The organism is Clostridium sp. UBA6640 (assembly GCF_002455975.1).
In the GTDB taxonomy this organism is placed as follows: Bacteria; Bacillota; Clostridia; order Clostridiales; family Clostridiaceae; genus Clostridium_J.
In genome coordinates, this window is sequence record NZ_DKLM01000077.1 from 1 (window position 1) to 12,368 (window position 12,368).

Here is a 12,368-nt window from a genome sequence, read left to right on the forward strand (position 1 = left end):
ATATAAGTTAACAGATCGTAAACTTTAATACGGAGGTACTTATGAAAACTCACTATTATTTAGGTTGGTTTAACGATGTTTTTCCTGAGAAACTGGTCAGGGTGTTGTATGAGGATATAACTGATAGAAAATCGCTTGTTATGATTAGCGCCAATCCATTTCTTCATGAAGATGAGGAAGTTGGTGCTACTGAACGTTCGTGGCTTGACCAGGCCAACATTATATTTAATGAATATCATTTAATTGATTATAGCGTACAGAAGGAAGCGGCCCAAAAATTAATTCAAAATGCTTCGGTCATTTTCTTGTTGGGTGGAGATACTGTTGAACAAAACGATCTTTTGATTGAATATCAATTATCAGATTTGATTAAAAAAAGCAAAGCCGTTGTGATGGGAACAAGCGCTGGTGCAATAAACATGTCCTCTAAATGGTTATGCTCGAAATATACTGGCGATAAATGTGACATAAGTTCTATTTACAACGGTATAGGTCTTGACGATTTCTCTGTGCTGTCTCATTTTGATCTTGAAAATAACATTGCACAGATTCAAGACGAATTATCTCCATTATCAGAAAAAATGAATGTTTACGCATCGAACAAAGATTGTGCTGTACGTGTAAAAGGAAACAAAATCGACATTTTAGGCAATGTATATTTAATTTCCCACTCAAAGATTCAAAAGTTAGATGAGACGCTTTAGTTGCAGTGAGTAGCTATGGCTTAACTGAATTAATTTCTTTATGGAAAACTTCTGCAACAGGCAAGGTCATGGTCGTGTACAGTATAAGCATAATTTACAATAAGTTTCTTGCACAATATTCTTATTTAACGACTAAAATTAAAAATCGAATATTTTATGCAAATACCGTATTATTCGAATGAATTCTATGGTATTTTTACGTCGCAATTCAAATATAAGGCGACACGTGGTTTTACAACCTTATAATTAAAAGGCAAATTAAAATGAAAAGATGTTCTTTTAAAATTAAATAATACGGTATTTACAATATATGTTATAATTAATCCATAATGGTAAGATTATGTGTCACAAAGATTATTTATATAACAAGGAGGATGTTATGAACGATATAGTGAAACTTAGTTTAGAGGATTTAGATGATTTTCTTGAAACACTAACAATTTATTTTCCAGATGATAATATAAAACGGGAAGATTGGATTGAACTTTTGGAAGATGAAAAAACTTTTGTTTATGCTATCAAAGAAAATGAAGTTATAAAAGCGAATATTGCTATTTATAACTGGAAGGGCGAAAATAATTATATCAAAATTATGACTATAGGAACTCACCCAGAACATAGAAATAGGGGATATGCTCATATATTAATGCAGTATGTTATTGATGAGATGCTAAAAGATGACATGCATATATTTAAAGGTGAAACCAGGGAGTCAAATTTTAAAATGCAAAAGGTGTTTGAAGATTTCGGGTATAAGATTATTAACAAAGTAGAAAAGTATTACGATAATCCCAGCGAAACAGCTTATAAGTATTCATTAGAGATGTAAGAAAGAGTAATCTAAAGAATTTAAAACATAAGAACATTTGCTATCCCCAGGATGATAACGACACAATATTCTTATATTACGAATTATCAACAAAGTTATTAATATATTATACACAAGAAATAGCATAAAAAGAAAGGAAGTGAATTTTAGTGAGGGTTTGGTACTTACGCTACACTCTCTCACTAAAGATAAACATGATTAATATAGAAATCTTAGATAATATTGATGAGAAGGATATGGAGAATATATTATATGTATGGGAGTCATCGGTAAGGGTAACGCATACTTTTTTAAATGAAGAGAATATAATATCAATAAAACCCCAAGTTAAAGAAGGAGCTTGTTATGTTAGCAAACTTATGTGTGTAAGAGATGATGAAGGTATTATACAAGCATTTATGGGTGTGCATGATGGTAGGATTGAAATGTTATTTGTAAGTGATAAGTTTAGAGGTAAAGGCATAGGAAAGAGTCTTGTAGAGTACGCAATAAATAGTTTAAATATAAAATATGTAGATGTAAATGAGCAGAATATACAGGGGATAGGATTCTATAAACATATGGGATTTGATATATTTAAAAGGTCGGAACTTGATGAACAAGGAAATCCATTTCCTATACTTCATATGAAATTAAAGTAAATATATTTAACTAATAATCTTCTGATTTAAAGTCATAACTGAAAAACGAATAATTTACTAAAACACCGTATTATTCAACGCGAATATACGGCATTTTTTATGCTGTAATTTGATGAAAGTATATAAGAAATATATAGATATTAGATACAAAAATAATGTTCTTTGAAAATTGAATAACAGGGTATTTATGAATAATTATATTGTACCATGTTATACAAACATAAATATGATTTTGTTGAATTTATGTTAAAATTAACCTATGACTGGTTTGAAGATGTAAAAAATATATACTATATAAAATGGAGGAAAAAGAATGGAGTGCAAGATACAAAATATATCTATAAATTATGAAATAATAGGAGATGGGAAACCAATTGTTATGCTGCATGGTTATTCTCTAGATCATAGACTAATGACTGGATGTATTGAACCTATATTTAGCACTAAAGATAGTTATAAAAGGATATATATTGACTTACCAGGCATGGGCAAATCAGAGAGTGCAGAGTGGATTACTAGTTCTGATATTATGCTTGAAATTGTAATTGATTTTATTAAAAAGATCATTCCAAGTGAAAATTTTTTACTTGTAGGTGAGTCATATGGTGGCTATATATCAAGAGGAATAATCTACAAAATGGCAGATAAGGTAGATGGTGTTTTATTAATTTGTCCGCTTATAATAGCAGATAATAAAAAACGAAATGTTCCCGAGCATGTTGTGTTAGTGAAAGATAATATGTTATTGTCTAAACTGACACTAGAAGCTGCTAAGGAATTTAGTTCTATGTCGGTGATTCAAAGTAATACAATCTATGAAAGATATGAAAAAGAAATAATATCTGGTGCTAAAATAGCAGATATTAGATTTTTAGAAAGTCTTAAAGAAAATGGCTATGAATTCTCATTTGATGTAGATAAGATAAATAAAAAATTTGATAAACCTGCTCTTATACTTTTAGGTAAACAAGATTCCTGTGTAGGATATAAGGATGCATGGAATATCTTAGAGAATTTTCCGAGAGCAACTTTTACTGTATTGGATGGAGCAGGACATAATTTACAGATAGAAAAAGAAGAATTATTCAATTCACTAGTTAACGAATGGCTTATAAGAGTTGATGAATCATAATATTTTTCTTTAACGCAATAAATATAAAAATCAGATAGCTATTTAAAAGACTGTATTATTCAAAGTTGAATTTATAATATTTTTATGCCTTATTTTAAAGTATTTTATGACTTTATATTAATTTTAATAAGCAAATTATAATACTATTATAATTAGTTATATGCTGGAATTAAAAATATTTATATTTTTGGAGGTTAAAATGCGTACAGAACAAGAAATGTTCGATTTAATATTAAATGTTGCAAAGAATGATGAAAGAATTCGTGCAGTTTTTATGAATGGTTCAAGAATAAATCCGAATGCTACAAAAGATATTTTTCAGGATTATGATATTGTATACGTTGTTGAAGAAACAAAATCATTTCGTGAACAAAAAGATTGGATTGACCAATTTGGTGAACGATTATATATGCAATATCCTGAAGAAAATTCTTACTATCCAAATGATATAGAAAATTGCTATGCGTGGCTTATTCAATTTACTGACGGAAATCGTCTTGACTTAACTGTATGGACATTATCACAGGTTCTAAAAGAAATTGAAGACGACAGGCTTTGTAGAATATTACTTGATAAAGATAAATGTTTACCCAACATGCCTGAAGCAACAGATAAGGATTATTGGGTTAAAGAACCAACAGAATGTCAATTTTTTGAAACTTGTAATGAATATTGGTGGTGTCTTAATAATGTAGCAAAGGGATTATGGCGTGACGAAGTACCATATGTAATGGATATGATAAATTATGTTGTCCGCCCGCAGTTAATTCGTTTAATGGAGTGGAAAATAGGATTTGACACAGGTTTTACTGTTAGTGTTGGAAAATCGGGTAAATATATGTATAAGTGGTTGGAAAAGGAAGAATGGAATACATTTTTAAAAACATATCCTTCTGGAAATATAAAAGATATCTGGAAATCAGTTTTTATTATGTGTGACTTATTTAATGATATTGCCAATAAAGTATCATGTAACATGAGTATTATATATAATGAAACTGAAGCAAATAATAGTTTAAAATTTTTAAAGGATGTTTATTCATTACCCAAAGATGCAAAAGAAATATATTAATTAATATTTAAGGTTAATTAATATTTAAGGTTAATTAATATTTAAGGTTAATTAATAATCTTAGTGCATTACGAAGATAAATCAAAAATAAAATTGATTAAAACACCGTATTATTCAAGGTTGAATAATACGGTGTTTTTGCATCTTAATTTGAATAAATGACGAATTAATTAATAAAAAGTGTTCTTTGAAAATTGAACAATACGGTATTGGTAAAATATGTTATAATCAATTCATAATTGTAAATAATTGTGTTCAATAAATAGGAATTTCTAGGATAGATTATTTATATAAATTGATGATAGTAGGTGGTTATAATAAAAATAGAGGCATTACAACAGTTATTTGAAAGTTATAGAAATGAACAAGGATTTTCAGGTGCAGTATTAATTAAAACAACAGAAGAGACATTATTCAGTTTTGTTAGCGGATATGCAAATAGAATGTATAAGATTAATAATGCATTAAATACTTCCTTTGATACTGCATCTATAACAAAACTTTTCACTGCAACAGGAATTGTATTGCTTGAAAGTAAAGGGAAAATCAGTTTTGAAGATAATATTCATTCAAGTATTGACTTATCAGGGACCAAGATTCCAAAAGATGTAAAAATTAAACATCTACTTACCCATACATCAGGAATCGCAGATGATGCAGAAGAAGAAAAAGGTGAAAATTATGCCGATTTGTTTATAAACTCTCCAAATTATTCCATGAGAGAAAATAAGGATTTTATAAAGAATTTTGCATACAAAGAACCAAATTTTAAGTCGGGCAAAAAGATATATTACAATAACTGCGCGTTTATACTTTTGGGGATTGCAATAGAGAAGATTACAGGAAGGGGATATAGAGAATTTATTATGGAGGAAATTTTCGAATCATTTCATATGAATAATACATTCTTTGCTTCTAAAGAGGATAATGATAGAAAATTTGCTGAAGGTTATTTTTATGATACAAATGGTCATTTAAAGAAAAATATATACTCATTTCCTCCAATAGGCACAGCAGACAGTGGAGCATATACAACAGTGGATGATTTAGATATTTTTATAAGAAAAATAAACACTTGTGATGTGTATAAAAAAATGTTATTACCTCAAACACATATAAAAATTCCAAAGGAAGACTATTTGTGTACTATGGGCTTTGCATTTGAAGTAAGAGAAAAAGATGGAGATATTATCAGAGTTCATAAAGATGGTTCTAATGCAGGTGTCTGTAATATTACAGCTTTTTATCCAAAAGATGATATTACTTTTTCTATATTAGGAAATGTGGAATGTAATATCTGGACATTGCAGAGTAAAGCTGAGAAAATATTGTTTGCATAAATAAATATATAGATTAGGAATATAATCTACAGTTTGATAAATTCCAATTTGTAAGTGAGATGAAGTTAACGTTTAAGGAGCAATTCTCTCAAATGATGAAATCAATATACAATTTAATAATTTACTTATAATGACGTATTATTCAAGAAGAATGAGCGGTATTTTTTACTTCGCGATTCAAATAAAGTATGACTCAATCATTTAAAGCTAAAATATAAATGGTATTTTTAAATAAGTGAATAACATGGTGTTTTTGCGTCTTAATTTGATAAAATGACGAAGTAATTAATAAAAAGTGTCCTTTGAAAATTGAATAATACGGTATTTGAAGGTGTGTTATAATATGGATAAAATGGACATGTTTAATCACAATTGTAAAATATAGTGACACCTCTTTACTATAAAAAAATTAGGGGGCTAAATATGCAAAAATTGATATTAACATCTACTGGATTTACTAATAAAAATATTAAAGAAAAGTTTTTAGATTTAGTAAATATGCCTAATGATAAAATTAGAGTTATTTTTATTCCAACTGCTGCAATAACAGATGATGCAAAGGCGTGGATTCCAGTGTGTAAAAATGACCTTTTAGATGCTGGTATTTTAGAAGATAACATAGTTATATATGATTTAGATAGAATTATGAGTTGTGATGAAATTTGTAATTTTAATGTGATATATGTTTGCGGTGGAACTACACAACATTTATTGAACAAAATGAATGAAACTAATTTTAATATTCCATTAAAAAGATTTTTACATAACGATGGGATATATGTAGGAGTAAGTGCAGGGAGTGTTGTTTTATCACAAAATTTGCCGAACAATTTAGGTTATATCAATTGTAAGCTCAATGTTCACGCAGAAGAAGGTACAGAATGTGGATATTTAAATACAAGTGATTGTCCTAATATCAAATTAACAGATAATCAAGCTATAATAATTACAGATAATGATATTGCTATAATAGAGTAAAGCAAAAATTCGTAAATTTTTTATTTAATGGCACAACAATAAAAACAGAATGTTTACTTTTTAACATCGCATTATTCAAATGAATTTTGTGGTGTCTTTACGTCGCAATTCAAATAAAGTATGACTTAATTATTCAAAGTTAAAATGTAAACAATGTTCTTTGAAAATTGAATAATACGGTATTTACAAAATATGTTATAATTAATTCATGATAGTAAGATATTGCGAAATACATTAAGGAGGGTTATGATGGGCATTTCCGTTGATGAACTTTTTACATTGAGAGAATTAGACGCACAAGCAATATTTGGAGGGGTTAAGCATCCTTGGGAAGTTCTTACAAGAATTAATACTTTCATTTTTGAGTACGCAAAAACTCTGCCAAATGATTTTGAAAGAATAGGGGAATTTATATGGGTTGGTAAAGGCACTACTATTGAAAAAAGTGCTCTGATAAAAGGTCCAGCGATTATCGGTTATAATTGCGAAATCAGACATTCCGCTTACATTAGAGGAAATGTTATCATTGGTAATGATGTTGTTGTTGGAAACTCAACTGAAATTAAAAATTCAATTCTCTTTAATAAAGTGCAGGTTCCGCATTATAATTATGTTAGTGATTCAGTATTAGGGTATAAATCCCATTTGGGGGCAGGTGTAATAACCTCTAATTTAAAGTCAAATGGAACGCTAGTAAAAGTAAAATATGGTACAGATATTATTGAAACTGGTTTAAGGAAATTTGGTGCAATTTTAGGTGATTCATCAGAAGTAGGATGTAATACAGTTTTAAACCCAGGAACAATACTAGGAAAAGGTAGTATTGTTTATCCATTATGTTCTGTAAGGGGTTATATTCCAGAGAATAGTATTTTGAAAAACAGTGGTGAAATTGTAGAGAGAAAACAAAGTTAAGTAATCAGAATATCGTATTCAGAAGTAAGTTTAGCAGTATTTTACTTAACCACATTCTCATTTAATGACTAAAATTAAAAAACGAATATTTTATATAAATACCGTATTATTGAGAAATGGATTTTACGGTGTGAAAAAGTAGAATTACTTCACATTTATTTAGAAAGGTAATTACCTTTACTAATGAAAATTATGATATAATTACCTTTAGTAAAATCAAAATAGCAATTTAAATAAAATATATCCAAGAAGTAATGATTACCAAACTATATATTGTGAACAAAATTATATAAGCAGTAGTAGAAAAAAATTTAGTAATGACGTTGTTCAAATAAGCGAAAGTAAGAATGTGGCAGAAAAGAGAGGTACTAACAATGAATACACCATCATCAATAACAGAATTTGTAGGAACAGCAATTGGAGATACCATAGGCTTAGTTATAGCTAATGTTGATTGTTTTCTTCATGAAAAAATGGGATTAGATAAAAAATATCGGTCTATAGGAATAATTAGTGCAAGAACAGGTGCAGGGCCACATATTATGGCAGCAGATGAGGCTGTAAAAGCTACTAATACAGAAGTAGTAAAGATTGAATTGCCAAGAGATACAAAGGGTGGAGCAGGACATGGCTCTTTAATCATTCTGGCAGCAGAAGATGTAACAGATGCAAGAAGAGCAGTAGAAGTTGCTCTTAAAGAATTAGATAGAATGTTTGGAGATGTTTATGTATGTGATTCAGGGCACTTGGAGCTTTCATATACTGCAAGTGCAAGCTTAGCGTCAGAAAAAGCATTTGGTGCCCCACTTGGAAAAGCTTTTGGTATAATTGTTGGTGCTCCAGCTGGTATTGGTTTAGTAATGGCAGATACAGCAATGAAAACTGCAAATATTGAGATGGTAACATATGCAAGCCCAGATGCAGGAACAGCACACACAAACGAAGTAATTATAACAGTTACTGGAGATGCAGATGCTGTTAGACAATCAGTAATAGCTGCAAGAGAAATTGGTTTGTCTTTATTGAAAGCAATGGGGCAAGAAGCTCAATCTGCTACTAGACCATATATTTAGCAGACGATTTATTAATCTGTTTTTTCTTATTAGATGATCTAACTATAAAAAATGAATAATTTACTTGAGCGCCGTATTATTCAAATCTGAATTTTACGGTGCTTTTACGTTGTAATACAAATAAAATATGACTCAATTATTCAAAGCTAAAATGTAAATGGTGTTTTTTGATAAGTCAATAGCACGGTGTTTTAAAGATATTATGTTTTCTATATGATTGTGAGAATATATAGAAAGCAGGGTATAATTTTGATATTACTTAAATCTTAGCCATAAGATAATAGAACTAAGATTTGCATATATTTGGGAGGTGGCAATTTGGCTAAGCACGATTTCGGGATAATAGATTCCTTTAAAGAAAACAAATGGTATAGCAATTACGAGCCAGAAAAATATGACTGTATTTCTGTTGATGATGATCTGATAGAAGAATTAATTAACTAACAAGTATAATAATGAGCTTATGCAAGTAAAAACTTATTTTCAAATTACAACTCAACTTGGACAGGGGCTCGATTATTGCGGTGTAACAATTATACCTCCAAATTCTCTCAAACAATTTTATGATGTTATCATCCAAGCAAATAATCACTACCAATCACAAGAACTCAAACAACTGATTAAAAAAATATCTAATGCCATAATAGAAAACAAATACTTAATTCATTATGGAATATGAGTATTATTAACATTAGAGTATGTATCATGTTTTTTATAGGACGTAACAATTATATAATTAGGCTATGTTTTAGTACAATGTTGATAATATGACAATTTTTAAGAAAAGCCCTTTTAGGACTTCTCTTAATTCATATTTTATAAATTGTGCAACAAGGGCAGATATAGAAATAATTAAAATCTTCAAATGCTCATTTTATGAATATACTACTTGTTCATTGCTTTCATCATTTCAAATAATGCAGGAGATATAGAAGTCATTAAAATTTGGACACTTGTTGCTAAATCCAAAATAGCATGACCTACCATCAACGGCTGTAGTTTTCTCTTTTTATAATAAATAATTCCTAATACGAACATCAAAGGCAAGAATGACAAAAATCTAAATAGGATATGTTTCCAATCGTATAGCAGAGGAATAAAACTATGCTGAAGAGCATAGAAAAACATTGGATACACAATTGATAATATTTTATTGCCAGTAACTTTTTCAATTCCGTTTAGTGCATGCCCAAAATATAAAGGCAGTTCAGCAAATACTACTGTTAAAGGTAAAAGTATAACATTTATTAATGCAAACCAAACTGGAATGGGTTGTACCATTGTTACAGGAACATAACCATAAATCATAAATCCAAAACCATACATTCCACCTATTCCTAATATAAGCATTAGCAGAACAATCAACAATGTATATTTAGTATTGCCTTGCCCCCTTTGATAACCAATTAGTTTTTTATATGTAGTTCCTTCACTTTTGCAAATTGCCATTAATACAACAATAGTAATAATATTGCAAATAGTGCATATTATTGACCACCATTGACTTGCTTGTTCTAATGATTGATTGGCTATTATTGCAAATACCACTCCAACTATAATAAACAAAACGCTTCTAAACAATGGTAGTATAAATGGACATACTTTCGTCATTTTATCATCTCCTCATAATTTACTAATATTTATTATATAAATAATCTTACAATTATAACACTAATTTCTATACGTTGTGTGTAGTCAAGTATTTTATGTCTCTAAAAGAAACTTGTTGCTATATTAAGTTCTACAATTTTACCACTCTTTCTAATAGAATAACCTGGAATCATACATTTGGTATATTTAAGCCATTTATCTAATGTTTTCTTGCTCTTATAAGTAGCAGAGTTTGTGAAGTCAGTAAAAGTCTTCTTGTAAGATTTGCAAATATATCGTTGTTTATCTTTATACTTTCCATTTCTTGATACAGTTTCAGCATTACAATGAGGACAGACTTTTCCCTTGGCAAATCTAAACTCTTTAACTTCTAGTGTAACTTGATTTACTTGTAAACCTACTATAGAAATTTATTCCAAGTAAGGAGATAATTGTTCTTGTTGAATTAAGGATAGTTTCTGAATGTCTGAAATTAAAAACGGTATACTTGCCATAATCTGATCTCCTAATCTATGAATTTGGCCTAATTATAGCATATCTCAAAAAACATATAAAATTTCAACATTTATTTATGATACCGTATTATTCAGATAGAAAATTTACGGTATTTTTTATGTCGTAGTTTGATTAAAAGGCGACGTAACTTTTGAAAATGCAGATGCGAATAATGTTCTCTGAAAATTGAATAATGCGGTGAAAAAATAGTATAGAAATCTTCTGTAATCTATAAGTTATATGGAATCAATTACCCCTAAATGATATAATTACAAGTAATTGAGTCAGAATGGTAAAAAAATACGTAGTAATAACTAATAGGTCTATATCAGGAGGGATTGATTAATGAATGCTGAAAAATTTATTCGTAGGTGGGAGAAATATAGAAAGAAAGGTCATGGAAGATATACATTGATTAATGGTATCCTAATGGGGATGGGGGTTTATGTAGGCTCTATAACTAGCATATTGATTACACGAAAATCCTTTGACCCTTATAACTATTTTGGATATTTTATTGGAGGTTTTATAGGAGGAGTAATTGGAGCACTTATAAACTGGGAGAGAAATGAAAAAAATATTATAAATTATTACAAGACAAATAGTACAAATCTTTATATTTAGCATTGTACAATATTAAGTGTGAGTAAAGGAGGAAAAAAGGTGAAACTAAAAGTTTTAGTAGACAATAATACATACATTGATCAATATTATTGTGGCGAACCTGCTGTTTCCTATTATATTGAAGATGAGGATACTAGCTTACTACTGGATGCAGGATACTCTGATCTATTTCTAAGAAACTCGATTGCATTAGGTATAGATTTAGAAAATGTAAGCACTATTGTTATTTCCCATGGTCACGATGACCACACAAGAGGATTAAAATACTACTTTGAACAAGATAATAAAAAAAATATTTCTATTGTTGCTCATCCAGATGCATTTAAAGAAAAATTCATAGACGATTTAAAAATTTGTTCTCCTATTCTAGAGGAAGAATTAAAAGAAAAATGTAATCTAATTCTTTCAAAAGAGCCTAAAAAAGTTAGTGAACATATAACTTTTTTAGGGGAAATACCTCAAATAAATCACTTCGAAAATAGAAAACCTATTGGCAAACAAATTGTTGGACAAACTTCAGTTGATGATTATGTAATAGATGANNTAAAAATGAAAAGGGCATTTATATTATTACAGGATGCTCTCATAGTGGGATATGCAATATAATCGAATATGCGAAAGAAGTATGTAAAGATAATCGAGTATTAGGAGTTATAGGAGGATTTCATCTATTTGAAGTGACTGAGCAGGTTAATAAAACTATCGATTATCTAGAACAGAACAATATAAAGGAGTTATATCCTTGCCATTGTACTTCATTTGCTGTTAGAGCAGAAATACATAAAACTTTGCCTGTAAAAGAAGTTGGAGTGGGTTTGGAAATAAACTGGTAAAAATATAAGAAATGAACTTATATTATAGCTATAGCGATACATAATATTTTTTTTAGCACCACAATAATGAAAACTGAATAATTATTCTAAACACCGCAGTATTCATAAGTGAATTTGCGGT

Annotated in this window: 12 protein-coding genes and 2 pseudogenes; 12 read left to right on the top strand and 2 right to left on the bottom strand. The window is 29.1% G+C overall.

Going from position 1 to position 12,368, the window contains the following annotated elements:
- Positions 1 to 41 precede the first annotated feature (41 nt).
- From B2W91_RS08440 to B2W91_RS08485, 10 genes are all read left to right on the top strand, one after another.
- Positions 42 to 704, top strand: coding sequence for a Type 1 glutamine amidotransferase-like domain-containing protein (locus tag B2W91_RS08440; RefSeq protein ID WP_291580017.1), 663 nt, complete (start codon positions 42 to 44; stop codon positions 702 to 704).
- A 379-nt stretch (positions 705 to 1,083) separates the two neighbouring features.
- Positions 1,084 to 1,533, top strand: a complete 450-nt coding sequence (locus B2W91_RS08445; RefSeq protein WP_291580018.1) for a GNAT family N-acetyltransferase — start codon at positions 1,084 to 1,086, stop codon at positions 1,531 to 1,533.
- A gap of 194 nt (positions 1,534 to 1,727) precedes the next feature.
- Positions 1,728 to 2,174, top strand: coding sequence for a GNAT family N-acetyltransferase (locus tag B2W91_RS08450; RefSeq protein ID WP_291580034.1), 447 nt, complete (start codon positions 1,728 to 1,730; stop codon positions 2,172 to 2,174).
- 313 nt (positions 2,175 to 2,487) lie between these two features.
- A complete protein-coding gene (locus tag B2W91_RS08455; RefSeq protein ID WP_291580019.1) occupies positions 2,488 to 3,306 on the top strand; it encodes an alpha/beta fold hydrolase in 819 nt (272 codons plus the stop codon).
- A 199-nt stretch (positions 3,307 to 3,505) separates the two neighbouring features.
- Positions 3,506 to 4,378, top strand: a complete 873-nt coding sequence (locus B2W91_RS08460) for an aminoglycoside 6-adenylyltransferase (RefSeq protein ID WP_291580020.1) — start codon at positions 3,506 to 3,508, stop codon at positions 4,376 to 4,378.
- Between the two features lie 308 nt (positions 4,379 to 4,686).
- On the top strand, positions 4,687 to 5,718 hold the full coding sequence (locus tag B2W91_RS08465; RefSeq protein ID WP_291580022.1) for a serine hydrolase domain-containing protein: 1,032 nt from the start codon (positions 4,687 to 4,689) through the stop codon (positions 5,716 to 5,718).
- A 423-nt stretch (positions 5,719 to 6,141) separates the two neighbouring features.
- Positions 6,142 to 6,696, top strand: a complete 555-nt coding sequence (locus B2W91_RS08470) for a Type 1 glutamine amidotransferase-like domain-containing protein (RefSeq protein WP_291580024.1) — start codon at positions 6,142 to 6,144, stop codon at positions 6,694 to 6,696.
- Between the two features lie 249 nt (positions 6,697 to 6,945).
- The gene (locus B2W91_RS08475; protein WP_291580026.1) at positions 6,946 to 7,611 is read left to right on the top strand and encodes a UDP-N-acetylglucosamine pyrophosphorylase; all 666 of its coding nucleotides are present in this window, start codon (positions 6,946 to 6,948) and stop codon (positions 7,609 to 7,611) included.
- A gap of 374 nt (positions 7,612 to 7,985) precedes the next feature.
- The gene (gene pduB / locus B2W91_RS08480) at positions 7,986 to 8,684 is read left to right on the top strand and encodes a propanediol utilization microcompartment protein PduB (RefSeq protein ID WP_291580028.1); all 699 of its coding nucleotides are present in this window, start codon (positions 7,986 to 7,988) and stop codon (positions 8,682 to 8,684) included.
- 318 nt (positions 8,685 to 9,002) lie between these two features.
- Entirely contained in the window at positions 9,003 to 9,128 is a 126-nt protein-coding gene (locus B2W91_RS08485) for a hypothetical protein (protein ID WP_291580030.1), read from the top strand.
- A gap of 441 nt (positions 9,129 to 9,569) precedes the next feature.
- Here the strand turns inward: B2W91_RS08485 and B2W91_RS08490 are convergent, their stop codons facing one another.
- Both B2W91_RS08490 and B2W91_RS08495 read right to left on the bottom strand, forming a co-directional pair.
- Positions 9,570 to 10,295: a type II CAAX prenyl endopeptidase Rce1 family protein gene (locus B2W91_RS08490; protein WP_291580031.1), complete on the bottom strand. Its 726-nt coding sequence runs from the start codon at positions 10,293 to 10,295 to the stop codon at positions 9,570 to 9,572.
- Positions 10,296 to 10,399: 104 nt separating this feature from the next.
- Positions 10,400 to 10,789, bottom strand: a pseudogene (locus B2W91_RS08495) (transposase); the annotation flags it as partial.
- A gap of 346 nt (positions 10,790 to 11,135) precedes the next feature.
- Here B2W91_RS08495 and B2W91_RS08500 point away from each other — a divergent pair.
- Together B2W91_RS08500 and B2W91_RS08505 are read left to right on the top strand one after the other, a co-directional pair.
- Positions 11,136 to 11,414 carry a hypothetical protein gene (locus B2W91_RS08500; protein ID WP_291580033.1) on the top strand — a complete coding sequence of 93 codons (279 nt, stop codon included), beginning with the start codon at positions 11,136 to 11,138 and terminating at the stop codon, positions 11,412 to 11,414.
- Between the two features lie 39 nt (positions 11,415 to 11,453).
- A pseudogene (locus B2W91_RS08505) lies at positions 11,454 to 12,247 on the top strand (MBL fold metallo-hydrolase).
- Positions 12,248 to 12,368: the final 121 nt, after the last annotated feature.

Bases quoted from the DNA above. Each gene is read 5' to 3' on its own strand.
- B2W91_RS08440 (WP_291580017.1), top strand. From the start codon at position 42: ATGAAAACTCACTATTATTTAGGTTGGTTTAACGATGTTTTTCCTGAG.
- B2W91_RS08445 (WP_291580018.1), top strand. From the start codon at position 1,084: ATGAACGATATAGTGAAACTTAGTTTAGAGGATTTAGATGATTTTCTT.
- B2W91_RS08450 (WP_291580034.1), top strand. From the start codon at position 1,728: ATGATTAATATAGAAATCTTAGATAATATTGATGAGAAGGATATGGAG.
- B2W91_RS08455 (WP_291580019.1), top strand. From the start codon at position 2,488: ATGGAGTGCAAGATACAAAATATATCTATAAATTATGAAATAATAGGA.
- B2W91_RS08460 (WP_291580020.1), top strand. From the start codon at position 3,506: ATGCGTACAGAACAAGAAATGTTCGATTTAATATTAAATGTTGCAAAG.
- B2W91_RS08470 (WP_291580024.1), top strand. From the start codon at position 6,142: ATGCAAAAATTGATATTAACATCTACTGGATTTACTAATAAAAATATT.
- B2W91_RS08475 (WP_291580026.1), top strand. From the start codon at position 6,946: ATGGGCATTTCCGTTGATGAACTTTTTACATTGAGAGAATTAGACGCA.
- pduB (WP_291580028.1), top strand. From the start codon at position 7,986: ATGAATACACCATCATCAATAACAGAATTTGTAGGAACAGCAATTGGA.
- B2W91_RS08490 (WP_291580031.1), bottom strand. From the start codon at position 10,295: ATGACGAAAGTATGTCCATTTATACTACCATTGTTTAGAAGCGTTTTG.
- B2W91_RS08500 (WP_291580033.1), top strand. From the start codon at position 11,136: ATGAATGCTGAAAAATTTATTCGTAGGTGGGAGAAATATAGAAAGAAA.